Annotated in this window: 21 protein-coding genes; 13 read left to right on the top strand and 8 right to left on the bottom strand. The window is 58.1% G+C overall.

The window, feature by feature from the left end; all coding sequences use genetic code 11:
* Positions 1 to 101 precede the first annotated feature (101 nt).
* Genes def through ACQUQU_RS16135 form a run of 7 tightly spaced genes read left to right on the top strand, consistent with a single transcriptional unit; the run spans position 102 to position 6,554 of the window.
* Complete coding sequence (gene def, locus ACQUQU_RS16105) at positions 102 to 626, top strand: peptide deformylase (RefSeq protein WP_430460726.1); 525 nt, start codon at positions 102 to 104, stop codon at positions 624 to 626.
* Entirely contained in the window at positions 626 to 1,576 is a 951-nt protein-coding gene (gene fmt / locus ACQUQU_RS16110; RefSeq protein ID WP_430460727.1) for a methionyl-tRNA formyltransferase, read from the top strand. Before def ends, fmt begins: the two co-directional genes overlap by 1 nt.
* On the top strand, positions 1,573 to 2,913 hold the full coding sequence (gene rsmB, locus ACQUQU_RS16115) for a 16S rRNA (cytosine(967)-C(5))-methyltransferase RsmB (protein ID WP_430460728.1): 1,341 nt from the start codon (positions 1,573 to 1,575) through the stop codon (positions 2,911 to 2,913). The genes fmt and rsmB overlap by 4 nt, the downstream gene beginning before the upstream one ends.
* 36 nt (positions 2,914 to 2,949) lie before the next feature.
* Positions 2,950 to 4,323 (top strand): Trk system potassium transporter TrkA, encoded by a 1,374-nt coding sequence (gene trkA / locus ACQUQU_RS16120; RefSeq protein WP_430460729.1) that lies wholly within the window; start codon positions 2,950 to 2,952, stop codon positions 4,321 to 4,323.
* Positions 4,324 to 4,338: 15 nt separating this feature from the next.
* Positions 4,339 to 5,787, top strand: coding sequence for a TrkH family potassium uptake protein (locus ACQUQU_RS16125; RefSeq protein ID WP_430460730.1), 1,449 nt, complete (start codon positions 4,339 to 4,341; stop codon positions 5,785 to 5,787).
* Positions 5,788 to 6,366, top strand: coding sequence for a sigma-70 family RNA polymerase sigma factor (locus ACQUQU_RS16130; RefSeq protein ID WP_430460731.1), 579 nt, complete (start codon positions 5,788 to 5,790; stop codon positions 6,364 to 6,366).
* Positions 6,363 to 6,554, top strand: coding sequence for a zf-HC2 domain-containing protein (locus tag ACQUQU_RS16135; RefSeq protein WP_430460732.1), 192 nt, complete (start codon positions 6,363 to 6,365; stop codon positions 6,552 to 6,554). Before ACQUQU_RS16130 ends, ACQUQU_RS16135 begins: the two co-directional genes overlap by 4 nt.
* A gap of 115 nt (positions 6,555 to 6,669) precedes the next feature.
* Here ACQUQU_RS16135 and ACQUQU_RS16140 read toward each other — a convergent pair whose 3' ends face one another.
* Together ACQUQU_RS16140 and ACQUQU_RS16145 are read right to left on the bottom strand one after the other, a co-directional pair.
* Positions 6,670 to 7,575: a lysophospholipid acyltransferase family protein gene (locus tag ACQUQU_RS16140; RefSeq protein WP_430460733.1), complete on the bottom strand. Its 906-nt coding sequence runs from the start codon at positions 7,573 to 7,575 to the stop codon at positions 6,670 to 6,672.
* A 106-nt stretch (positions 7,576 to 7,681) separates the two neighbouring features.
* Positions 7,682 to 8,590, bottom strand: coding sequence for a lysophospholipid acyltransferase family protein (locus tag ACQUQU_RS16145; protein ID WP_430460734.1), 909 nt, complete (start codon positions 8,588 to 8,590; stop codon positions 7,682 to 7,684).
* A gap of 129 nt (positions 8,591 to 8,719) precedes the next feature.
* On the opposite strand from ACQUQU_RS16145, the gene ACQUQU_RS16150 reads away from it, so the two are divergent.
* The 5 genes from ACQUQU_RS16150 (at position 8,720) to gmhB (ending at position 14,840) form a co-directional block, all read left to right on the top strand.
* Positions 8,720 to 10,360 carry a tetratricopeptide repeat protein gene (locus ACQUQU_RS16150; protein WP_430460735.1) on the top strand — a complete coding sequence of 547 codons (1,641 nt, stop codon included), beginning with the start codon at positions 8,720 to 8,722 and terminating at the stop codon, positions 10,358 to 10,360.
* An 11-nt stretch (positions 10,361 to 10,371) separates the two neighbouring features.
* On the top strand, positions 10,372 to 11,004 hold the full coding sequence (locus tag ACQUQU_RS16155) for a sensor histidine kinase (protein WP_430460736.1): 633 nt from the start codon (positions 10,372 to 10,374) through the stop codon (positions 11,002 to 11,004).
* Positions 11,005 to 11,176: 172 nt separating this feature from the next.
* Positions 11,177 to 12,154, top strand: a complete 978-nt coding sequence (gene glyQ, locus ACQUQU_RS16160) for a glycine--tRNA ligase subunit alpha (protein WP_430460737.1) — start codon at positions 11,177 to 11,179, stop codon at positions 12,152 to 12,154.
* Positions 12,154 to 14,229, top strand: a complete 2,076-nt coding sequence (gene glyS / locus ACQUQU_RS16165) for a glycine--tRNA ligase subunit beta (protein WP_430460738.1) — start codon at positions 12,154 to 12,156, stop codon at positions 14,227 to 14,229. Before glyQ ends, glyS begins: the two co-directional genes overlap by 1 nt.
* Positions 14,230 to 14,297: 68 nt before the next feature.
* Positions 14,298 to 14,840 carry a D-glycero-beta-D-manno-heptose 1,7-bisphosphate 7-phosphatase gene (gene gmhB / locus ACQUQU_RS16170; RefSeq protein ID WP_430460739.1) on the top strand — a complete coding sequence of 181 codons (543 nt, stop codon included), beginning with the start codon at positions 14,298 to 14,300 and terminating at the stop codon, positions 14,838 to 14,840.
* A 46-nt stretch (positions 14,841 to 14,886) separates the two neighbouring features.
* On the opposite strand, the gene ACQUQU_RS16175 is transcribed toward gmhB, so the two are convergent.
* Positions 14,887 to 15,951, bottom strand: coding sequence for a hypothetical protein (locus ACQUQU_RS16175; protein ID WP_430460740.1), 1,065 nt, complete (start codon positions 15,949 to 15,951; stop codon positions 14,887 to 14,889).
* A 252-nt stretch (positions 15,952 to 16,203) separates the two neighbouring features.
* Between ACQUQU_RS16175 and ACQUQU_RS16180 the strand changes: the two genes are divergently transcribed.
* Positions 16,204 to 17,025: a lysophospholipid acyltransferase family protein gene (locus ACQUQU_RS16180; protein WP_430460741.1), complete on the top strand. Its 822-nt coding sequence runs from the start codon at positions 16,204 to 16,206 to the stop codon at positions 17,023 to 17,025.
* A gap of 26 nt (positions 17,026 to 17,051) precedes the next feature.
* Here the strand turns inward: ACQUQU_RS16180 and ACQUQU_RS16185 are convergent, their stop codons facing one another.
* From ACQUQU_RS16185 to dnaA, 5 genes are all read right to left on the bottom strand, one after another.
* Positions 17,052 to 18,374, bottom strand: coding sequence for a Na+/H+ antiporter family protein (locus tag ACQUQU_RS16185; RefSeq protein WP_430460742.1), 1,323 nt, complete (start codon positions 18,372 to 18,374; stop codon positions 17,052 to 17,054).
* Between the two features lie 209 nt (positions 18,375 to 18,583).
* Positions 18,584 to 21,001: a DNA topoisomerase (ATP-hydrolyzing) subunit B gene (gene gyrB / locus ACQUQU_RS16190; RefSeq protein WP_430460743.1), complete on the bottom strand. Its 2,418-nt coding sequence runs from the start codon at positions 20,999 to 21,001 to the stop codon at positions 18,584 to 18,586.
* An 84-nt stretch (positions 21,002 to 21,085) separates the two neighbouring features.
* Positions 21,086 to 22,171: a DNA replication/repair protein RecF gene (gene recF / locus ACQUQU_RS16195; RefSeq protein WP_430460744.1), complete on the bottom strand. Its 1,086-nt coding sequence runs from the start codon at positions 22,169 to 22,171 to the stop codon at positions 21,086 to 21,088.
* 27 nt (positions 22,172 to 22,198) lie between these two features.
* On the bottom strand, positions 22,199 to 23,299 hold the full coding sequence (gene dnaN / locus ACQUQU_RS16200; protein ID WP_430460745.1) for a DNA polymerase III subunit beta: 1,101 nt from the start codon (positions 23,297 to 23,299) through the stop codon (positions 22,199 to 22,201).
* Positions 23,300 to 23,315: 16 nt separating this feature from the next.
* Positions 23,316 to 24,860 carry a chromosomal replication initiator protein DnaA gene (gene dnaA / locus ACQUQU_RS16205; RefSeq protein ID WP_430460746.1) on the bottom strand — a complete coding sequence of 515 codons (1,545 nt, stop codon included), beginning with the start codon at positions 24,858 to 24,860 and terminating at the stop codon, positions 23,316 to 23,318.
* Positions 24,861 to 25,053: the final 193 nt, after the last annotated feature.

Below are 25,053 nucleotides of genomic sequence, written 5' to 3' on the forward strand. Positions count from 1 at the left end.
CCTTTATCATTGGCGGATCGGCAATCACGCGTTTAAATTCACTGCCGGACCCGCATCTTAGCAAGTCACGACCACATAGTTCTATAAAAGCACTCAACTCTATGGCCATACTCGAAATTTTAGAATACCCGGACCCCCGTTTACGCACCAAAGCCGCGCCAGTGGCCGAGGTTGACGATCGCGTACGCGCCATTGTCGACGACATGTTCGACACCATGTACGACGCTCCGGGCATTGGTCTGGCCGCGACTCAGGTGAATGTGCACGAGCGCATCATCACCATCGACGTGTCGGAGGATAAGTCCGAGCCTCTGGTGTTCATCAACCCGGAAATCACCGTCCTCGAAGGTGAACTGGAAACCATGCAGGAAGGCTGTCTGTCGGTGCCCGGTTTCTACGAAGACGTAACCCGCATCGAACACTGTCTGGTGAAAGCCACCGACCGCGACGGCAAGCCGTTTGAGCTGGAATGCCGTGGTCTGCTGGCGGTGTGCATTCAGCACGAGGTGGATCACCTCGAAGGCAAGCTGATGGTCGATTACATCTCGCCGCTGAAGCGCAACCGCATCAAAGACAAGCTGGAAAAGAAACACAAACTGGAAGCCCGCAATCAGGGTAAGAAGTAATGGCCTTACGCGTCCTCTTTGCCGGTACGCCGGAGTTTGCAGCCATTCACCTGCAGGCGCTGATCAACAGCGAACACGAGGTGATCGGCGTTTATACCCAACCCGACCGTCCGGCCGGACGCGGCAAGAAGCTGCAGCCGAGCCCCGTCAAACAGGTGGCGCTGGAGCACGGCCTAGAGGTCTTTCAGCCGCTGAACTTCAAGGATCCGGCCGACGTTGAGCAGCTGAAAAGCCTGAACGCCGACGTTATGGTGGTGGTCGCCTACGGCCTGATCCTGCCGCAAAGCGTGCTCGATGCCCCGAAATACGGCTGCCTGAACGTGCACGCTTCGCTGCTGCCACGCTGGCGCGGTGCCGCGCCGATTCAGCGCTGCATTGAAGCCGGTGACAAAATGACCGGCATCACCATCATGCAGATGGACAAAGGTCTGGATACCGGCGACATGCTGAGCAAGGTCACCACCGGCATTCTGGCCGACGACACCGGCGGCTCGCTGCACGACCGTCTGGCGGAGATGGGCCCGGGCGCTCTGCTGAATACACTGGCTCAGGTAGCAACCCAGACCCTTGCACCCGAAAAGCAAAACGACGCACTGGCCAACTACGCGCACAAGCTGCTGAAAGAAGAAGCCCTGATCAACTGGCAGCAGCCGGCTGATGAGATTGCCCTGCGCGTGCGTGCGTTTAACCCGTTCCCGATGGCCTTCACCTTGCTGGGTGACGAACGCATCCGCGTGTTAATGGCCGAGCCCGTTGAAAAAGCCACACATCTGCTGCCGGGCACCATCGCCAACGTCAGTCCGCAAGGGCTCGAAGTGGCCTGCGGCGAAGGCACCCTGCGCATTACTCAGGTGCAGTTGCCGGGCAAGAAAGCCATGAGCATCGCCGACGTTATCAACGGACAGCCGCAGCTGTTCCAGCCTAACCATATGCTGGCGTCCTCGCTGTGAGCGCGCCGTCACCCTGGGGCAACGCCAAAGACAGCACCCTGAGCGCCCGCCGCGCCGCCGCCATGGCACTGGCCGCCGTTCTCGGTGGTCAGTCACTCAACCAGAGCCTGCCTCCGCTGGAAGCCCGCGTTGACGAAACCGACCGCAGCTTTCTGCGCGATCTGGTGCTCGGCAGCTGCCGTCACTATCAGCGTCTGAACGCGCTGGCCAAGATGCTGCTCAGCCGCCCCTTCCCACCGGAAGATCAGGACCTCGAAGCCCTGCTGATCATCGGCCTGTATCAGCTGGCCGTGCAGGGCAAAGCGCCGCACGCGGCGGTGCATGCCACGGTGGAAGTGTGCGAAGAACTGGGCAAGGGCTACGCCAAATCCGTGCTGAATGCCTGCCTGCGCCGTTTCGGCCGTGAGTACGAAAGCCTGCTGCCGGCGCTGGATGACAACCCGGTCACCGCCACCAGCCATCCGAAATGGCTGGTCAAAATGCTGAGCAAAGCCTGGCCGGAGCAATGGCAGGATGTGCTGCAACAGAACAACCAGCAGGCGCCACTGTGCCTGCGTGTGAACGCCCGCCACGTCAGCCGTGACGACTACCTGCAGCGTCTGAGTCAGGCCGGTGTTGACGCCCGCGCCGCCGAGCACAGCGCGGTGGGCATTTATCTGGCGAAAGCCTGCGACGTCACTCAGCTGCCGGGCTTTGCCGACGGCGACTTCAGCGTGCAGGACGAAGCCGCCCAGCTGGCCGCTCTGCTGCTCGCCCCCAAAGACGGCGAACGCGTGCTCGACGCCTGTGCGGCCCCCGGCGGCAAAACCTGCCACCTGCTGGAACAGGCCGATGCCCGCGTCGTGGCACTCGACATCGAAGAAAGCCGCTTAGGGCGCGTGCACGAAAACCTCGACCGCCTGCGACTGAAGGCGGATGTGGTGTGCGCCGATATGGCCGATACTGACAACTGGTGGGACGGCGAACCGTTCGACGCCATTCTGCTCGATGCTCCCTGCTCAGCCACCGGTGTGATCCGTCGCCACCCAGACATCAAACTGCTGCGCCGCCGAGAAGACATTGACCAGCTGGCCGAGGTTCAGGCCCGTCTGCTCGACACCGCCTGGAGCCTGCTGAAACCGGGCGGCCGCCTGCTGTACGCCACCTGTTCGGTGCTGCCGCAGGAGAACGCGGAACAGGTGCAGCGCTTTGCAGACGCCAAACCAGACCTTTGTCTGGAGAAACTGGACTTTTCGTGGGGAAACACCTGTAATGCCGGGCGGCAGCTGCTGCCGCAGCACGATGGCCACGACGGGTTTTACTATGCCCTGCTGACCAAGCGGGCGGAAAGGACGTAACAGACGGAGCCCATCCGTCTGAGGTGAAGAAACCGTATGAAAATTATTATTCTGGGCGCCGGCCAGGTCGGTGGCTCACTCGCGGAAAACCTCGCCAACGAGCAGAACGACATTACCGTCGTCGATACAGACGCTGAGCGCCTGCGCGAGTTGCAGGACCGCATCGACATCAAAACCGTCGTCGGTCGTGCCTCGTACCCGAACATCCTGCGTGACGCCGGTGCCGACGACGCCGACATGCTGATCGCCGTGACCAACTCCGACGAAACCAACATGGTCGCCTGTCAGGTCGCTTACACCCTGTTCCGCACCCCCACCAAGATCAGCCGTATCCGCACCGGCCAATATTTGAAACAGGCTGAGCTGTTCCGCAACGACGCCTTCCCGATCGACGTCCTGATTTCGCCGGAACAGGTGGTGACCAACTACATCAGCCGCCTGCTGCAATACCCGGGCGCGCTGCAGGTGATGGATTTCGCCGACGGCCGTGCCCAGCTGGTTGCGGTGAAAGCCTACTACGGCGGCCCGCTGGTCGGTCAGGCCATCAGCCAGCTGAAGAATCACCTGCCGGACATCGACGCCCGTGTAGCGGCGGTATTCCGCCGCAACAAAGCCATTGAGCCAACCGGCGACACCGTGATTGAAGCCGACGACGAAGTCTTCTTCGTGGCCGCCAAAGAGCACATCCGCAAAGTGATGAGCGAGCTGCGCCGCGAAGAAGATTCCTACCGCCGGGTAATGGTCGTTGGCGGCGGTAACATCGGTTACCGTCTGGCCAAGGCGCTGGAAAAAGATTACCAGATCAAGATCATCGAGCACGGCACCGAGCGTGCGCGCTTCCTCAGTGAAAACCTGAGCCGCGCCGTGGTGCTGCTCGGCAGCGCCACCGACAAAGCGCTGCTGGAAGAAGAAAACATCGACACCACCGACGTGTTCTGCGCGCTGACCAACGACGACGAAGTGAACATCATGTCGTCGCTGCTGGCCAAACGTCTGGGCGCGCGCAAGGTGATCACCCTGATCAACAAAGCGGCGTATGTCGATCTGGTGCAGGGCGGCATGGTCGACGTGGCGCTGTCACCACAGCAGGCCACCATCGGCAGTCTGCTGACCCACGTGCGCCGTGGTGACGTGGTGAACGTGCACTCGCTGCGCCGCGGTGCGGCCGAGGCCATCGAAGCCATCGCCCACGGCGACAGCCGTTCGTCCAAGGTAGTTGGCCGCAAAATCCGCGAGATCAAACTGCCGCCGGGCACCACCATCGGTGCCATCGTGCGCGGTGATGACGTGATCATGGCCAGCTCGGATGTGGTGGTGGAAACCGACGATCACGTGATCATGTTCGTGATGAAGAAACGCCACATTCCGGATGTCGAACGCCTGTTCCAGGTGGGTCTGGGCTTCTTCTGAGTTGCGGAGCAAAGGATGCACCTGAGCGTAATTGCCCGGATTCTGGGAATCTTCCTGATGCTGTTCAGCATCACCATGCTGCCGCCGATTCTGGTGTCCATGTACTACAACGACAGCGCCCTGCAGGCGTTCGTCACCGCCATGGCGCTGATTTTCGGCATCGGCTTCACCTCCTGGCTGCCGGTGCGTAACGTCCGTCAGGACCTGCGCACCCGCGACGGCTTTCTGATCGCTTCGCTGTTCTGGCTGACACTGGGTCTGGCCGGCACGCTGCCGTTCATGATTTCGGATAACCCGGGGCTGGGTTTCGCCGACGCCTTTTTCGAATCGCTGTCCGGCTGGACCACCACAGGCGCCACTGTGATGACTGGCCTTGAGCATCTGCCGAAGTCCATTCTCTGGTACCGCCAGCAGCTGCAATGGATGGGCGGCATGGGGATTATCGTTCTTGCCGTGGCGATTCTCCCGATGCTCGGCATCGGCGGGATGCAGCTGTACCGCGCCGAAATGCCGGGGCCGATGAAAGACACCAAGCTGACACCGCGCATCGCTGAAACCGCCAAAGCCCTGTGGTACATCTACCTGTTCCTGACGCTGGCCTGCGCACTGGCGTACTGGGCCGCCGGCATGGATCTGTTCGACGCCGCCGCGCACAGCATGGCGACCGTCGGTATCGGCGGCTTCTCGACCTACGATGCGTCCATCGGCTACTTCAACAGCCCGTTGATCGAAGGCATCGCCATCTTCTTTATGCTGATCGCGGCGCTCAATTTCTCGCTGCATTTCTACGCCTGGCGCAACCGCACGCTCAGCCATTACTGGGCCGACTCCGAGCTGAAGTTCTTCTTTCTGGTGCTAGGCGGCGGCGCGCTGATGACAGTGTCCGCACTGTGGTACACCGACACCTACGACTTCGCCAATTCCGTGCGCTACGGCCTGTTTGAGCTGGTGTCTGTGGCCACCACTGCTGGCTTCGGCACCTCGGATTTCTCGGTCTGGCCGGTGTTTCTGCCGGTGCTGCTGTTCATGATGGCCTTTATCGGCGGCTGTACCGGGTCGACCGGCGGCGGTATGAAGGTGATCCGCGTGCTGCTGATTTACAAACAGGGCGTGCGAGAAATCCGCCGTCTGATTCACCCCAACGCCATGATCCCGGTGAAGCTCGGCAAACGCGCCGTGCCCGACCGGATTCTGGATGCCGTGTGGGGCTTCTTTGCCATGTACATCGTTACCTTTATGGTGATGATGCTGCTGCTGATGGCGACTGGTCTGGATCAGGTCACCGCGTTCTCGGCGGTCGGCTCCTGCCTGAATAATCTGGGTCCGGGCCTTGGCGATGTGTCAGCCCATTACGGCAATATTTCCGACACCGCCAAATGGCTGCTGGCACTGACCATGCTGCTCGGGCGTCTGGAAATTTTCACCCTGCTGGTGCTGTTAAGCCCAAGCTTCTGGAGAAACTGAGTGAACGCCGCAGCCCTGTCTGATCAGCAACTGACCGAGCTGCGCCGCCAGATGCTGGGCTTCGCCCGCCTGCAGCTCAGTGACGACACGCTGGCCGAAGACATAGTGCAGGAAGCGCTGGCCGGCGCCCTGAAAAATGCCGAATCCTTCCAGCGCGCCGCCAGCCTCAAGACCTGGGTGTTCGCCATTCTGAAGAACAAAATCGCCGACGCCCTGCGTGCCCGCTACCGCGACCCACTGATTTCAGAAGAAACCTGTAAGGAATGCGGGGGTCACGACGACCACTTCGATAAGGACGGTCACTGGAAAGCGGACACCAAGCCCCAGAGCTGGGATGCACCCGAGCGTCTGGTGCACGATGAGCATTTCTGGCGGGTGTTCGACACCTGTCTGGAAGCCCTGCCAGCGGAACAGGGCCGGGCGTTTATGATGCGTGAATTCGTTGAACTCAGCAGTGATGAAATCTGCGATGCCCTGCAACTGAGCACCAGCAATCTGCATGTGCTGCTGTACCGGGCCCGTCTGAAACTGCGCGATTGTTTGGAAAATAACTGGTTCGGCGGAGGTAGCCGCGCATGATGAATTGTGAAGAAGCGACCCGACTGCTGTCAGAAGCTCAGGAGCGGCCGCTGAGCCTGAGCGAAAAAACCAGCCTGCGCTTCCACACCCTGATGTGCACCGGCTGCCGCCGCTTTGGTGAGCAGATGCATCAGTTGCGACGCTTCAGCAAAGCGTCACGCCCCACCGACAAAGACGCCGACCAGTAACGGTTTTTCAGGCGTCAGAGCGGCAGATAAAAGCCGCTTCTGAACAGCATCGGCATAACGTCCAAATCCAAAGACGCGCCGCCAATAAAAAGCGCCCCTCAGGAAAAAGTGCCCCTCAGGGCACTTTTGCTTCTTTATACGGATTCTTCAGGCCTTCCGGACGACGCTTAAAGCGCTTGTACGTCCACTGATATTGCGCCGGGCAGTAACCAATACATTCTTCGATACTGCGGTTCAGCGAGGTGGCGGACACGCGCGCGTCGGCATCGTACAAATCGTCCTGAGCACGAATGAAGTAAATGTCGAAACCTTCGGCATTGGGCAGACGTTTGGCAAAACCGTAAATACCGATGGCACCGGTTTTCTTCAGCATTTCATGCGGCAGTTTCGGGGTCAGGGTTTCGATGCCCATAAACGGCGCGAACACACCGCTTTTTTCTTTTGGCTCCTGATCCGGCAGAAAACCGATCATACCGCCGGCGTTCAGTACATCGAACAGGCCCTTCACACCGGCACGGGTGGTCGGCACCAGTTTGCAGCCCACGTTTTCGCGGCGCGCCACCATCCAGTTATTGAACACCGGTACTTTGGCCGGACGATACATGATGGTGATCGGACACTTGGTGGCGATGTAGTTATTGATGATTTCCCAGTTGCCCAGATGCGGCGCCAGCAGGATCAGACCACGCGGATCGGCGATGGCTTCGTCGAGCACATCTTCACCGATGATGTTGCGGATCAGACCAGCAGTACGCTCGGGCGCATAGCCCCACATCGGGCCCATTTCGGCGGCGATCATGCCGTTTTCGGCCAGCGTGTCAGCCAGCAGAGCCTCGCGCTCAGCGGGCGCCATATCCGGATAACACAACGCCAGATTCACCCGCGCCACTTCACGCGAACGGGTACGGCGTACACGCAGTGCCCAGCCAATCGCACGACCAACCGCCTGCGCTTGTGCCAGCGGAATAAGGCCCAGCAGCTTGACCAGGCCAATCATCAGATAACCAAACAGAGAATTCACAGTACAACTCCTTCAGGGGAGTCGCAGTGTAACCAGATGCGACGTCAGCGCAACAGTCTGGGGCGCTGATGCAACAACGGCGGTAATAACGCGGTGAACAATCCGTTCAGTGCAGTGCGGCGGTCTTGCGGTAGTAATGGGTTCCGCCCACCGGCTGACGCTTGAAGCGCTTGTACAGCCACTGATACTGCTCCGGGCAATGGCGGATACATTCGGCAACGCCGTCGTTCATGGCGGTCAGCGCCAGCCCGGTATCGGCGGAATAAATGTCCTCAGGTGGTGCCACAAAGTGAATGGCAAAACCACGTCCATCAGGCAGACGGCGGGCGAAAATGAACAGCGCGGTGGCACCCGTGCGCTGCAGAATCTGGTGGGGCAGACGCGGCGTCAGGGCGTTGATGCCCATAAACGGCACGAATTCGCCGCCATCACGCTGCGGCTCCTGATCGGGCAGAAAGCCCACCACACCGCCGTCTTTCAGGCTGCGGTACAAGGCCTTGATGCCCGCAACCGTGGTCGGCACCAGCGTAGCACCTGTCTGTTCGCGGCGACCGTGCATCCAGCGGTCGAACACCGGGTTGCGCGCCGGGCGGTACATGGCGGTCAGCTGGCAACGGTCAGCAATATAGGTATTGGCCAGCTCCCAGTTACCCAGGTGAGGGGCCAGCAACAGGATGCCGCGGCCTTTATCCAGCGCAGCCTGTAATAAGTCGTCACCATGCACCTCACGGATGCTGGCCAGTCCATCCGCCGGCGGGCGGGCCCACATCAGGCCCAGTTCGGCAAAGGTCATCGCGGTATTTTCACAGGCGGCACGCACCTGTTGCAGGCGCTCGCCGGCACTGATCTGGGGAAAACACAGGCTCAGGTTAACGTCGCCAATCCGGCGGACAGAACCACCGGCGCGGAACAGTACGGCGCCGGTCGCGCGGCCAAAAGCCTGTGCCCAGCCGAGCGGTAACAGGCTCAGGATGCGGATAATGGTGATGGCCAGATAACCCTGAAATGCTTTCATGCTGCGTGCCCTCAATTGAACGGGGCAAGCCTAAAGGCCAGAGGGTACAAACTTTAGTCCCCGGTCCGGCACCAGTCTGTTGCTCTGCTAGACTCAACAACAGTCCATTTCTGAAACATCTGCCTGCCCATGATCAACCTGGAACAAGCGCTGCGCGACAAACGCATCCTGGTCGTCGATGACCTGGTAGAAGCCCGCAGCTCGATCAAAAAAATTCTGGTACTGCTGGGCGCTGTGCAGATCGACACCGCCACCGACGGCCGCGAAGCCATGCAGTTTCTGATGGAGCGTGATTACGACATCGTGTTCTCCGACTACAACCTCGGCAAAGGCAAAGATGGCCAGCAGATTCTGGAAGAAGCACGCTACAGCGACCGCCTGAAAGCCACGTCGCTGTTTATTCTGGTGACCGGCGAAAATGCCGTCGACATGGTCATGGGCGCCCTCGAATACGAGCCCGATAACTACATCACCAAACCTTTTACGCCGAACATGCTGCGCGAGCGGCTGAACCGGATTATGGCGGTGAAACAAGAAATGACCGAGATCGATCTGGCGATTGATCTGGGCGACATCGACCGCGCCATTGCACTGGCCGAAGCCCTGCTGGCGAAACACAATAAACGTCTGATCATGCCGCTTACCCGCCTGCTGGGTAAGTTGTATATCCGCCAGCGAAAATACGACGCGGCGCTGGCCATTTATTCGTCGCTGCTGAATCACAGATCCGTATCCTGGGCGCGTCTTGGTCAGGCGATCTGCATCCATTTTCTCGGCGATTCACGCTCGGCGCTGGCACTGCTGCAACAGACGCTGCAGGCCCACCCGATGTATGTGCAGTGCTACGACTGGTGCGCCATTATTCTGCGCAGTTTAGGTCAGCACAAAGAAGCGCAGGCGCAGCTGGAAAAAGCCGTTTCTATTTCCCCTAAAGCCGTGCTGCGGCAAATGGAACTGGGGCGCATTGCTTACGAAAACGGCGATATGCCGGTGGCCGAAGAAGCCTTTGAACAGGCGATGAAACTGGGCCGTAATTCCTGCTATAAAACCTCCGCCAATTATCTGCAGTTTGCCCAATGCGCGCGCCTGTTGCTGAAGCCGGGCGACAGCCGCGAACAGAAATTACGCGCAGATAAAGCCTTTAAAGCCATCGAAGAATTACGTCAGGATTACGCCGGTCAGGATACGGTTATGTTCGAGACCAGCATCGTCGAAGGCAAAACCTATGTTGCGTTGAACGATAGCGACAACGCGCGCGCCTCTGCCAAACGCGCTGAAGAATTACTGAAGAAAATGAAAAATCCGGCCGAGCAATATCAGCTGCAGATGGCCGAGGCGTACATAGACACCGACCAGCACGTGAAAGCCAAACAGCTTATCCGCCATTTGCGTGACCGCGGGATGAGCGATGAGTCACTGACCAGGCTGCAGGTGATGGAAGATAATCTGAACAAGATCGCCATCCGCGAGTACACCACCGAGATGAACGCCAAGGGTGTGAGCTACTACGAAAAAGGCGAATACCCACAGGCGGTCGCCGCCTTTGACGAAGCCGCTTCTTACGACGAGGCCGGTGTCAGCGTCTTGCTGAACGCCATTCAGGCAAAAATCAGCCTGATCGAAAGCACTCAGGTGGATGTTGCCCAGCTGAAAGACTGCTTCCGCTATTTTCAGCGCATCGGTTTTATCGGCACCAACGATGACCGCTCGGAACGTTACGAACGCCTGAAAGGAAGTTACAGCCGGCTGAAGCGTGCCGCCGGCCTCTGAGGACAGCCGGAATGAAATTCGAACAACTGGTCGGAGCCGTTATTCACGACCTGAAAAATCAGCTGCAGGCCCTGCTGGATTACGAGCAGGAAGCCATCGCCCGCATTCCCAAGCGCTACCACAATCATCTGCTGCCCATTCTGCAGCGCACCAACCGCCTGAAGAACGACACCATGCAGATGGTGTCTCTGTTCCGGCTGGAACAACGTGACCACTTTCCGATGGACGACGCCTGGCCGCGCGACACCGTCAGCGACGCCATCGAAGCCACCAGTCTGCAATTCCCGACCCTGAGTTTCAGCAACGACATCGACGACGACTGCCAGGCGTTCTACAACGAAACCCTGCTGCATCTGGCGCTGGTCACCCTGATCTCCAACAGTGCGCAGGCCGGCGCGACCCAGATCCGACTATCGGCCGACGACAGCGAAGGCCTGACCCTGTGCCTCGAGGACAACGGACACGGCTTCGATGAGGCCGTGCTCAGCGGCGATAAAGACACCACCAAAACCGAGGGCACAGGCCTTGGGCTCTACTTCGTACAACTGATTGCCGAGCACCATAAGCTGGGTGAGGAGCATGGCCGCGTGACCCTTACCAACCGTAAAGAAGGCGGCGCAAAAGTGTGTATTCACTTACCCTGAAACCGTTTCGGTTACTCTCCACTGAAAAGCCTGACCGATAAGTCGGGCGACTGTCCTCCAGCCCCTGTTCTCAGGGCGCATCGCTGCTATAATCCGGCGTCTTTTTATTTCGCGAACAGCAAGCCGGGCACCCTTTTCTTTGTCCGGGCACTGCCAACACAGGAATTCCACCGTGAGTCAGAGTCGCCACAACGTCAAAACCTTTCAGGGCCTGATTGCTGCCCTGCAGGAATACTGGTCCGCACAGGGCTGTGTGATTAACCAACCTCTGGATATGGAAGTGGGTGCGGGTACTTTCCACACCGCCACTTTCCTGCGCGCGATCGGTCCGGAGAACTGGGCCTCTGCTTATGTGCAGCCAAGCCGCCGTCCGACCGACGGCCGTTACGGCGAAAACCCGAACCGTCTGCAGCACTACTACCAGTTCCAGGTGGTGATGAAGCCGAACCCGGTGGATATTCAGGAAAAATACCTCGAATCCCTGAAAGCCATGGGCGTCGACACGTCTGTGCACGATATCCGCTTCGTCGAAGACAACTGGGAATCGCCGACTCTGGGTGCCTGGGGTCTGGGCTGGGAAGTGTGGCTGAACGGCATGGAAGTGACTCAGTTCACCTACTTCCAGCAGGTGGGCGGTCTGGAATGTTTCCCGGTTACCGGCGAAATCACTTACGGTCTTGAGCGTATCGCCATGTACCTGCAGGAAGTGAATTCCGTGTACGACCTGGTATGGACTTACGGCCCTGACGGCAAAGCCGTGACCTACGGCGACGTGTTCCACCAGAACGAAGTGGAACAATCGGCCTACAACTTCGAACACGCCGATGTCGATTTCCTATTCGTCGCCTTCAACCAGTACGAAAAAGACTGCAAGCGCCTGATCGAAGCCGGTCTGCCGCTGCCCGCTTACGAACAGGTTCTGAAAGCCTCGCACACCTTTAACCTGCTGGATGCCCGTGGCGCCATCTCCGTGACCGAGCGTCAGGGTTACATCCTGCGCGTGCGCACCCTGGCGCGCTCAGTCGCTCAGGCCTACTTCGACAGCCGCGCTGAGAAAGGCTTCCCGCTGGCGGAAGAAGCCAACCGCGCTGACGTTCTGGCCCGTTATCTGGCCCAGAAAGCTGAGAAAGAAGCCCAGGAGAAGAAGTAATGAGTGCCTCTCAAATTCAAACCCAAGATTTTCTGGTTGAACTGGGTACCGAAGAGCTGCCACCAAAGGCACTGAAAACCCTGTCCGGCGCGTTTACCTCTGGCATTGAACAAGGCCTGAAAGACGCCGGTCTGAACTTTGGCGCTGTGGTGTCATTCGCCGCACCACGTCGTCTGGCCGTGCGCATCGCCGCGCTGGAAGCCCAGCAGGCCGATCAGGAAGAAACCATTTACGGCCCACCGGCCAACATCGCCTACGACGCCGAAGGCAAGCTGACCAAAGCCGCTGAAGGCTTTGCCGCCCGTGCCGGCGCCACCGCTGCTGACCTGAAGACAGGCGACAACGGCAAGCTGATGATTCAGCGCACCATCAAAGGTAAGAGCACGGTTGAGCTGCTGCCGGCCATCGTGCAGAACAGCCTCGACAAGCTGCCGATTCCTAAGCGTATGCGCTGGGGTTCTTCGCGCGTTGAATTCGTGCGTCCGGTGCAGTGGCTGGTGATGCTGTTCGGCAACGACGTGGTCGACGGTGAAGTGCTGGGCCTGAAAGCCGGCAACACCAGCCGTGGTCACCGTTTCCACGCACCAGCGCCTGTGGTGCTGAATGCGCCGTCCGAATACGAAAGCAAACTGCGTGCGGCTTACGTGATGGCCGACTTCGATGAGCGCGCTGCGCTGATCAAAGAACAGGTTACCGCGGCCGGGAAGAAGCTGGGTGGCGAAGCCATCATCGGCGACGACCTGCTCAACGAAGTGACTGCGCTGAACGAATGGCCGGTGGCTCTGGCCGGTTCGTTCGACGAATCCTTCCTGCGCGTACCACCGGAAGCGCTGGTGTCGTCCATGAAAGAACACCAGAAATACTTCCACGTGATGAAAGACGGCAAGCTGATGCCGAACTTCATCACCATCGCCAACATCGAGTCGAAAGACCCGGCGCAGGTGATTTCCGGCAACGAGAAAGTGATTCGTCCACGTCTGTCCGACGCCGCCTTCTTCTGGGACACCGACCGTAAGCACCCGCTGGCCAGCCGTTTCCCGAAACTGGAAAACGTGGTGTGGGTAAATGGTCTGGGCTCTGTGGCCGATAAAACCCGTCGCATCAGCGCACTGGCCAGCAAGATTGCTGAGCGTCTGGGCGCCGACGAAGTGCTGGTGCAGCGCGCCGCGCACCTGTGCAAAAACGATCTGGTTTCCAGCATGGTCGGCGAATTCGCCGAGATGCAGGGTCTGGCTGGTAAATACTACGCCGAGCACGATGGCGAACCGGCCGACGTAGCCGCCGCCATGGTTGAACAGTACATGCCGGCCTTCGCCGGTGACGCACTGCCAGCCACCACCACCGGTACCCTGATCGCACTGGCCGACCGTCTCGACAGTCTGGTGGGTCTGTTTGGCATCGGCCAGATTCCGACCGGTTCCAAAGACCCGTTCGCGCTGCGTCGTGCGTCTCTGGGCGTGCTGCGTATTCTGGTTGAGAAACAAATCGACATCGATCTGGGCGACCTGATCGGCTGGGCACTGGAAAGCGGCTGGTCGGCAGAACTTAAAGCCGACACCAAAGCCACTCTGGTGGAATACATGCTGGATCGCTTCAGCGCCTGGTACGCCGACGAAGGCATTCCGGCGGGCGTATTCCAGTCAGTGCGTGCCCTGGCCATCACCAACGCGCTGGATATTAACCGCCGCGTTCAGGCCGTTCACCAGTTCGGCAAGCTCGACGCCGCAGAAGCGCTGGCTGCCGCTAACAAGCGTGTGTCCAACATTCTGGCCAAGAACGGCGGCGACAAAGTCGTTGCCAATGTAAGTGCCAACTTACTGCAACAGGCGGAAGAAAAAGCACTGGCTGAACAGGTTGCCGCCAAGCAACAGGCCGTTGCTCCGCTGATGGCCAAAGGCGACTACAGCGCCGCGCTGACCGAACTGGCCGGCCTGCGCGCCGTGGTCGACAGCTTCTTCGACAACGTCATGGTGATGGCCGACGACGAAGCCGTGAAAAACAACCGTCTGGCACTGCTTAAGCAGCTGCAGGGTCTGTTTATCGGCATCGCCGATATTTCTCTGCTGCAAGGCTGAGACTGACGTCAGTACCATGAAAACGGGAGCAGCCGCAGGGCGCTCCCGTTTTTGTTTAAGGACATGCTATGAAACTGATTATTCTCGACCGCGACGGCGTTCTGAACGAAGACTCCGACGACTACATCAAATCCGTGGATGAATGGATTCCTCTGCAGGGCAGTGCCGAAGCGGTTGGCCGTTTATGCAAAGCCGGTTACACCATCGCGGTGGCGACCAATCAGAGTGGCCTGGCGCGCGGTTATTTCACCCAGGCAGACCTCGACGCTATGCATGCCAAAATGACGGCACTCGCCGCGGCTGAAGGCGGTTCGTTCGCCCATATCGCGTTCTGCCCCCACGGCCCGGATGACGACTGCGACTGCCGCAAACCACTTCCCGGCCTGATTCATCAGATTGAGCAGGCGCTGAAGGTGTCGGCGCAGGGCTGCTGGATGGTGGGTGATTCGATCCGCGATCTGGAAGCCGGCGTTGCTGCAGGCTGCAAACCGGCGCTGGTGCGCACCGGCAAAGGGGCGAAAAGCGAAGCTAAACTGGCGGCGACCTCCGGACTGGAGACAGCACCTGTGTTCGACGACCTCAGGGCATTTGCCGATTTCCTGCTGCAGTAAGCGGCATAAAAAAGCCGGCGTATGCCGGCTTTTTTATTGCTGCCCGTTACTCCGTTTGCGAATAGAAGAACTGCTGATCAATCAGGGATTGAGGCTCGGAGAAGATAAGACCGGCAGTACCTGTAAACCCGCCCGGTACTGGTACCCCCAATGTCAGGGTCTGGCTATCAAAACGCGAGAAGTCGATGTCGCTCAGCGACTCTGCATCAGCAACACCCGCATCACCGTCGCTGTCCGTCAGGGTCACCACCATGCCCAGCGCATCACTCAGAATCGATCCCACAACAATCATCGCCGACTTAATATCAAACTGAGCATCATAGGCTTGCGGCATCGCGTACCAGAGGCTGATCTGATTGGTCTGGCGTGTCACCAGCAGGCGGGTGTTGCAGCCGGACAAATCCATCAGCACACCATTGCTGTCGCTGATCGACAGCAAGGCACCATGGTCGGTATGCAATGGAATCACCTCGCCCTCAGCCGGCACCGGAATGCTGGTATCTCCCACGCGGAAGCTGTAGGTCACATCGGATGCGGCATCAAAGGCGGCGTGATAGGCCTGCGCCGCCGGTTCAGAATCAGCCGCGGCCAGCATTTCTGTAGCAGGGCGATAGAGCGATCCCGCACCAATGCCGTTGAAGTATTGGGTGGCAATGTCCGGCATGCAGATCGCCACATCCAGATTGCCCGTCACCGGATTCAGCACCAGACTCACGGCGGACGTACTGTCCGCGCCCACCTGTGCAGTACCAGAGCCCGTCGCAATCAGCGTATCGCCGTCATAGACCTCAATGGCAATGCTGTAGCTGCCGAGTGGCAGAGCACTGAAGCTGACGCTTGCCGCCTGATCGCTCAGTTCCGCCTGTGCGCGGCGCTCTAGCAGGTCGTTGTACACGCGTACCTCAACCCGGCTGGCGCTGATGCCGGCACTCAGCGCGCTGGCTACGTCGACACTGAATGCCAGCGTTCGGGTGGCTGCGGCCGGATTTTCCGGAGCAGGTTTCACATTGGTATCGACGGAATAACCATCCTGATCGCCGCTGTCGCCGCCGCAGGCAGTCAGGCTTGCTACCAGAATCGCCAGCGTAATCTGACGCAATGAATTGTGCATGAGATGTCCTTATTCTTATTGGAGTTCGAACCGGGCCTGAGCCCGCCTGATGAAGCTATCAATTAAGAACGTTGGTCTCACTTACTCCGTTTATCTCTAAGAATAAAGCATGGGTAATTCGATGATTTATGGCCTCGGCGGAGCAGCAGCGGCGCCTTTGTCCATAGGAAAAAGATTGAGGAATTCTGGTAACAAACCGGAATCCACAGTGATGGTATAAAGACAGTATTCATTCAGGATCGCGGCGACCCCATGGCAATATTCACCGACAGTGCAGCAGACGTTTCTCCGGTTTCCGGGGCTTTTCTGAAAGTCAGAACCACCTGCTTCTATGTCTGGCTCACGCTGATCACCCTGGTCTGGTTTATCCCCAGCTTTACCATCGGCCTGTTTCTGCCGCTGAAAGCCCGCAACTACTTTGTGATGGTGGTGCCGTGCCAACTCGCCATCTGGGGCTTGCGTCTGTTCTGCGGCATCCGCTGTCAGCTTGAAGGGAAGGAAAACATTCCACGTGACGGCCGCAGCTGCGTGTTGCTCAGCAAGCATCAGAGCACCTGGGAAACGTTCTTCCTGCCAACCCTGATTGCCCCGCACGTGCAGGTGGTTAAAAAGGAGCTGTTCTACCTGCCGCTGTTTGGCTGGATGCTGAACCTGATTCATCCGATTTTTATCGACCGCAGTCAGAAGACCAACGCGCTGAAGCAGGTACTCACTCAGGGTGCTGACCGCCTCAACAGCGGCATTCATGTGCTGGTATTTCCCGAGGGCACCCGGGTGCCGCCGGGCAAGCGCAAAGCCTTCTCCAAAGGCGGTGCCATGCTGGCGACCAAGAGTCAGGCGCCGGTGCTGGCCATTGCCCACAACTCCGGTGAGCACTGGCCGAACAATTCCTGGGTGAAACGCCCGGGCACCATTCATCTGGTCATCAGCCCGTTGATCGAGCCCGAAGGCATGACCACAGCACAGCTCAGTGAACGTGTTGAGGGCTGGATCAACCTGCAGGTTGAGCGGGTGTCAGCGACGCCGTTCAGCGGCGACGTGGTGGAAGCCGACAGCAGCGGCAAGCGCTTCTGACGGCTCAGAGACAGGTTAAACGGTCGTTACAGCACCATCGCGGCAATCCAGCCGGCAACCAGTAACGGCAGGTTGAAGTGCAGGAAGGTCGGCACCACGGTATCGCGCATGTGATTATGCTGGCCATCGGCGTTCAGACCGGCAGTCGGCCCCAATGTCGAATCCGACGCCGGTGAACCGGCATCGCCCAGAGCGCCTGCAGTACCCACCAGAGCCACAATCGCCAGCGGGCTGAAGCCCATCTGCACGCACAGCGGCACATAGATAGCAGCGATGATCGGGATGGTCGAGAACGACGAGCCAATCCCCATGGTCAGCAGCAGGCCCACAACCAGCAGCAACAGAGCGGCCAGCGCTTTGTTGTCACCCAGCCAGCCGGCAGAACCGTTCACCAGCTCGGCAATGTGGCCGGTTTTCTCCAGCACTTCTGAAAAGCCGGATGCGGCGATCATAATAAAGCCGATGGAGGCCATCATCTTGATGCCATCCAGTACCACACCTTCCGACTCATTCCAGCGCACCACGCCGGTCACGGAGAACAGCACGAAGCCCGCCATGGCGCCCAGCACCATGGAATCTGTCGACAGCTGCACCACAAACGCCAGCACCACCGCGGCTGCGGCAATCAGTAAGGACTTACGGTCGTAAGTGCGGCCGGTGTGTTCGGCCACCGCGATGCGGGCGATGTTGTATTCACGCGGCTTGCGGTAGCTGAACAGCACAGCGATCAGCAGGCCGGCCACCATGCCCAGCGCCGGAATGGCCATGGCTTTTACCACGGATACCCCTTCAACGTTCAGACCGGCTTCCGCCACGCGGCCGAGCAGGATGTCGTTCAGATAAATGGTACCGAAGCCGACCGGCAGGAACATGTATGGGGTGATCAGACCGAAAGTCAGCACACAGGCGACCAGACGGCGGTCGAGGTTCAGCTTGGCCATCACCATCAGCAGCGGCGGCACAAGGATCGGAATAAAGGCAATGTGGATCGGAATCAGGTTCTGCGACATCACAGCGGCTGACAGCAACAGCAGCAACAGCGCGTTCTTCAGCCAGAGTGATTGCTTACCACCGGTTTCAGCCCCTATGCGTTTGAGGATGGCATCGGCCAGCAAATGCGGCAGGCCTGACAGCGAAATCGCCACGGCAAAGCCACCCAGCAGGGCGTAACTCAGCGCAATGCCCGCACCACCGCCGATACCGGCGTTAAAGGCTTCCAGCGTGGTGTTCAGGTCGAGCCCGCCCACCCAGCCACCAACAAAAGCAGCGACGATCATCGCCACCATCACATGCATGCGCGCAAGACTGAGCACCAGCATCAGTACTACGGCGATCACAACAGCGTTCATAGAGCATCCTCATCTTTCCCGGTTAATTTCTGACCGGGCAGTCAAACGAAAGGCGCGCACGTTACCACAAAGTGATCACAAAAGGTTTGATTCAAGCAGGAATGGCAGTTACTGCGGGCATAAAAAAGCCCCGGTTGCTTGCGCTGCCGGGGCTTTCTTGAAAGAACGTCCGGGATGTTCCACGTGAAACATCCCAGAGCCAAACCGGATCAGAAGTCCAGGTTGGCGACGTTCAGAGCGTTGGCTTCGATGAAAGCACGACGCGGTTCTACGTCGTCACCCATCAGGGTGGTGAACATACGGTCGGCGCCGATGGCGTCTTCGATGGTTACGCGCAGCATACGACGGGTGGCCGGGTCCATGGTGGTTTCCCACAGCTGATCCGGGTTCATCTCACCCAGACCTTTATAGCGCTGGATGTTGATGCCTTTTTTGGCTTCGCCCAGCAGCCACTGAATGGCGTCCCAGAAATCGGCAATCACGAAGGTACGCTCACCGCGCTGGATAAAGGCACCCTCTTCCAGAGTGGCTGCCAGCTTCTCGCTCATGGTGGCCAGCTTGTTGTAGCCAGAGCCAGAGAAGAAGTCGGTATCCAGACGGTATTCTTTCGGAATACCGTGGGTGATTACTTTCACCAGCACTTTATTGCTGTTGCGCTCGCCGTCGGCCACCAGTTCCACATGGAAGTGGCTGCCGCTGCGGCCGGCATCCGGCAGGTTGGCAGACAGTTTCGCTACCCAGTCACCGGCTTTGGCGCTGTCGGCCAGATCAGCGGCCGTCATGCGTGGCAGTGTCAGCATCTGGTGCAGTACTTCGGTCGGGGCAAGGTTCGCCATACGCTGTACGGTTTCCTGCGCCGCGCGGTAGTCGGCTACCAGAGACGCGAAGGCTTCGTCGTTGATGGACGGTGCTTCTGCCGACGGATGCAGGGCTGCTTTTTCCAGCGCCACGTGGGTCAGGTAACTTTCCATCGCGTCTTCGTCTTTGATGTACTGCTCCTGCTTACCGCGCTTCAGTTTGTAAAGCGGTGGCTGAGCAATGTAGACGTGACCGCGTTCAATGATTTCCGGCATCTGACGGAAGAAGAAGGTCAACAGCAGCGTACGGATGTGCGCACCGTCGACGTCGGCGTCGGTCATGATGATGATGCTGTGGTAACGCAATTTGTCGGCGTTGAATTCTTCACGGCCAATGCCGCAGCCCAGAGCGGTGATCAGGGTGCCGACTTCCGCGGAAGACAGCATCTTGTCGAAGCGGGCTTTTTCGACGTTCAGAATCTTACCTTTCAGCGGCAGAATCGCCTGGGTGCGGCGGTCACGGCCCTGCTTCGCAGAACCACCCGCCGAGTCACCTTCCACCAGGTAAATTTCAGACAGTGCCGGGTCTTTTTCCTGACAGTCAGCCAGCTTGCCCGGCAGACCGGCGATATCCAGCGCGCCTTTACGGCGGGTCATTTCACGGGCTTTACGCGCCGCTTCACGGGCACGGGCGGCGTCGATCATCTTGCCCACCAGGTCTTTCGCCTGCTGTGGCTTCTCGAGCAGGTAATCGGCAAACAGACGACCCATTTCCTGTTCCACAGCCGGTTTAACCTCAGAGGAAACCAGCTTGTCTTTGGTTTGGGAGCTGAACTTAGGGTCCGGTACTTTCACGGAGATAATCGCGGTCAGACCTTCACGGGCGTCGTCGCCGGTGGTGGCTACCTTGGCTTTCTTATCCAGACCTTCCTGCGTGATGTAGTTGTTCAGGGTACGGGTCAGCGCGGCACGGAAGCCGGCTAAGTGAGTACCGCCATCACGCTGCGGAATGTTGTTGGTGTAGCAGTGAATGCTTTCCTGGAAGCCGTCGTTCCACTGCAGAGCCACTTCAACGCCGATGCCATCTTCACGCTGTACGTTGAAGTGGAAGACGTCGTTCAGCGCGGTTTTCCCTTCGTTCAGGTAGTTCACGAAGGAACCCAGACCACCTTCAAAGGCGAACACGTCTTCACGGTCGCTGCGTTCGTCTTTCAGGTGAATACGCACACCTGAGTTCAGGAACGACAGCTCACGCAGACGCTTGGCCAGGTAGTCGTAGCTGAATTCGGTTTTGTTGGTAAAGGTCAGCTTGGACGGCAGGAAGCGCACAGACGTACCGCGGCCTTCGGTCACGCCCACTTCTTTCAGCGGGTAGTCCGGTACACCGTGGGTGTATTCCTGCTCGAACAGTTTTCCGTTGCGGCGGATGGTCAGCTTCAGCTTCTCAGACAGCGCGTTCACAACGGAAACGCCCACGCCGTGCAAACCACCGGATACCTTGTAGGAGTTGTCGTCGAACTTACCGCCCGCGTGCAGTACGGTCAGAATAACCTCAGCCGCGGATACGCCTTCTTCCGGGTGCAGATCGGTCGGAATACCACGGCCGTTGTCGGCAACGGAAACCGAGTTATCTTCGTGGATAACCACGTCTACCTTGTCGCAGTAACCGGCCAGTGCTTCGTCGATGGAGTTATCCACCACTTCGAACACCATGTGGTGCAGACCCGTACCATCGTCGGTATCCCCGATGTACATACCCGGGCGTTTGCGTACGGCATCCAGGCCCTTCAGGACCTTAATACTCGACGAGTCGTAACTCTGCTCACTCATTCGGTGTTCCTCTTATGAATTCTGTGCTTGCGGGCGAATGTTGCGAAGACAACGCCCGGAACGAGCGTATCCAGCTGGCTGTATTCAGCGGGAATCTTCACTGACCTGTCCCTGTTCCACGTGGAACACTTTGCTGGCAACCGGCTGCCAGATGTCGGTCAGTTTTTCTTTGTCGATGCTCGTGATAAAGACCTGACATTTTAAATCTTCCAGCAGTTTGCATAAAGCAAAACGGTGCTTTTCGTCGAGTTCTGAGGCCAGATCGTCGACCAGATAAATGGTCCGTCGCCCGGTCTCCTGCTGGAACATGGCACCCTGCGCAATTTTGAGCGCAGCCACCACGGTTTTCTGCTGTCCACGACTGAGAATCTCGGCCGCAGGCTGCTTATCCACCTTGATACGCAGCTCCGCACGATGAGGGCCGGCCTGGGTATAGCCCAGCACCATATCGCGCTCCTGCTGCTTTGCCAGAACGTCTGACAACTCAGAATCTTTGTCCCAGCCCGGGTAATAGGCCAGAGTGACGTCCACGTCAGGATCGAGCGCCTTCAGGATACGTTCGAATTCCGGCTTAAAGCGTTTGAGGTAGGCGCGGCGCTGCTCATCGATCACCTGCGCGCTTTCGACAAAGCCTTTGTTCCAGACCGGCAGCCATTCCTCTTCCTTCTGCTTCAGTACCGCGTTGCGTTGTTTCAGCTGTTTGCGGAAGGTGCGCCACTGATCCATGAAGTTTTGTTCCACGTGGAACACACCCCAGTCGATGAACTGCCGACGCTCTTCCGGCGAACCCGACAACAGCTTGAAGGTGGTCGGATCAATGATCTGCACAGGCAACCAGTGGGAAGCCTCGGCCTGAGAGGTCAGCACGGAGTCGTTCAGCTTCAGCAGCTGATCACCGGATTTCAGACGCAGACTGTCAAAGGTGCATTCGCCCAGCTCTTCGTCTTCCACTGTCATGCGGATTTCGATGCGGTCAGCGTCATGATTGAGCACATGTTTCAGCTGCGACGTACGGAACGACTTGCCGGCCGCAATCAGCACGATGGCTTCGAGAATGCTGGTTTTACCGGAGCCATTAGCGCCGTAAATGAAATTCACACCGGAGTGGAGAGAGAGTTCCAGCGGCTGCAGGTTACGCACGCCGCTGATACTGAGGTGCCGGATTGGCATAGGAAGGATTCGCTCTGAAGGCGCCCGTTACAGGCGCATCGGCATAACCACGTACATGGCGTCGCCGCCTTCCGGCTCTTCCAGCAGTGCACTGCTGTTCGGGTCAGAAAGGGTCATTTTCACCAGTTGAGTGTCCAGAACGCTCATGACGTCCTGCAGATACGACACGTTGAAGCCCATTTCCAGTGAATCACCTTTGTAATCCACACCCACAGACTCTTCCGCTTCTTCCTGCTCAGGGTTATTGGCAAACACCTTCAGCAGATCCTGTTCCAGCACCAGGCGCACGCCACGGTACTTTTCGTTCGACAGAATCGCGGTACGGTTGAATACCTGACGCAGTTCAGTACGGTCAGCCAGTAATACGTTGCTGCCGTTTTTCGGAATGACGCGGTTATAGTCCGGGAATTTACCGTCCACCAGTTTGGAGGTGAAGGTAAAGGCTTCGGTATGCGCACGCAGGTGATTGGTGCTCAGCGACAGGCTGACGGAGGCTTCCGGATCAGACAGCAGCTTGGCCAGCTCCAGCACGCCTTTACGCGGCAGAATGATCTGCTGGGCGGTATCTGGGCCTGAAATCGCAACATGGCAGGTCGCCAGACGATGGCCGTCGGTTGATACCGTGCGCAGGCCATTCGGACCCACTTCAAACAGCATACCGTTCAGGTAGTAACGAACGTCCTGCTGCGCCATGGCGAAGCTGGTACGGTCGATCACACGACGCAGAGCACCCTGAGCCAGCGCGAAGGTTTTTTCGCCGGCAATGCTCTCTACGTTCGGGAATTCGGTGGCAGGCAAGGTCGACAGTGTGAAACGTGAACGACCGGAGCGCACGTTAACGCGCGCCTCTTCCTGTTCAATTTCAATCTGGGAACCGTCTGGCAGCGACCGGCAGATATCCATCAGTTTTTTGGCCGGAACGGTGATTTCACCTTCCTGACCCACTTCATCCAGAGTGACACGGCCGACCAGTTCAACTTCGAGATCGGTACCCGTCAGTGACAACTGTTGACCCTGAACCTCCAGCAGTACGTTCGACAGCACCGGCAGAGTCTGGCGTTTTTCTACCACGCCAGCCACTAACTGCAGAGGACGAAGCAGGGCTTCCCTAGAGATTACGAATTTCATGGTTCTCCACTCAGGTCTAGGTTGTCAGAGAGCGCAGCAGGTTCTTGTAGTCTTCACGAACGTCTGCGCTGGATTCCTGTAGTTCTTTAATCTTGCGGCACGCATGCAAAACTGTCGTATGGTCACGTCCGCCAAAGGCGTCACCGATTTCCGGCAAGCTGTGATTAGTCAGTTCTTTGCTCAGTGCCATGGCCACCTGACGCGGGCGGGCAATCGAGCGGGTGCGGCGCTTAGATAATAAATCAGCCATCTTGATTTTGTAATACTCAGCCACGATTCGCTGAATATTGTCGATGCTGACCTGCTTATCCTGCAGTGCCAGTAAGTCTTTTAATGTTTCCTTAATAAAAGGAAGCGTGATTTCGCTGCCGGTAAAATGCGCGTTGGCGATCACGCGTTTTAATGCGCCCTCAAGCTCACGCACATTCGAGCGGATTTTCTGGGCAATAAAAAAGGCGGCATCGTCTGGCAGATTCATGCCCGATTGCTCAGCCTTTTTCATCAGAATGGCAACGCGGGTTTCCAGTTCCGGCGGCTCAACGGCAACCGTCAGACCCCAGCCAAAACGGCTTTTCAGTCGTTCTTCCAGGCCGTTAATTTCTTTCGGATAACGGTCACAGGTCAGGATCATTTGCTGACCACCTTCAAGCAGGGCATTAAAGGTGTGGAAAAATTCTTCCTGCGAACGTTCTTTATTGGCGAAAAACTGAATGTCGTCGATCAGCAACGCATCCAGCCCGCGGTAAAAGCGTTTGAATTCGTTAATGGCGTTCAGCTGCAGTGCTTTTACCATGTCCTGCACAAACCGCTCAGAGTGCACGTACAGCACTTTGGCGTTCGGATTTTTGCTCTGCAGATAATTACCCACAGCGTGCATTAAGTGCGTTTTACCCAGACCCACACCACCGTAAATAAACAGTGGGTTATAAGAACCACCGGCATTTTCCGCCACCTGACGGGCAGCCGCATGAGCCAGTTGGTTCGACTTACCTTCAACAAAGGTTTTAAAGGTAAAGGTCGGGTTCAGGAAACTCTGGTGCTGCAGACCACCTTCTACCTGAACCTCGCGCTTTGGTTTGGCGACCTGCACCACAGGGGCAGGCGGCGGTGTGTTTTCGATCACTTCGGCAAACGATGGCGTGTAGCCGCTGCCGGAATCCGCCGACATAAAGGAGGCATCTGCAAAGCCATCGAGACTGCTGTGGTCGTCAGCCGACTGACGCGGCGCGGCAAAGGTGAAGCTTTCAGCCGCTGGCTGGGACTGCGGCAGAGGATTCTGTGGACGCGGGGCTTCCGCCGAACGGAACACAGGCTGAGCATCGCCCACCGCCAGTTCGACACGGGTGATACGGCCACCGTTCAGCTCACTCAGAATCTCCTGAATGCGCTGCAGGTACTTATCTTTCACCCAATCTTTAATGAAGCGGTTGGGAGCGCTCAGAACCAGCTGACCATTATCATCGGACATGACCAACGGCCGGATCCATGTGATGTACTGCTGAGAAGGGAGTTCGTGCTGCAGTTGTCCCAGGCAGTCTTGCCACAGAGCTGTCAGTGCCACTTCAGATTATCCATTGTCGAGTTTTAGCGAGCCGCACATTCTAACTGAGGGGCGTCAGGTTATCCACAGAATCTGCCTTATCCACAGTACGAATCTTGCCCATGTTACCGAACAAGTTTGTGGATAACCTATCGGGTTTCTTCAGGACAGAATTGTGGACAAGCAAGCGTCTACTTAAAACGCCCGTTTCATT

This window comes from Thalassolituus sp. LLYu03 (assembly GCF_050507655.1).
Taxonomy (GTDB): domain Bacteria; phylum Pseudomonadota; class Gammaproteobacteria; order Pseudomonadales; family Oceanobacteraceae; genus Venatoribacter.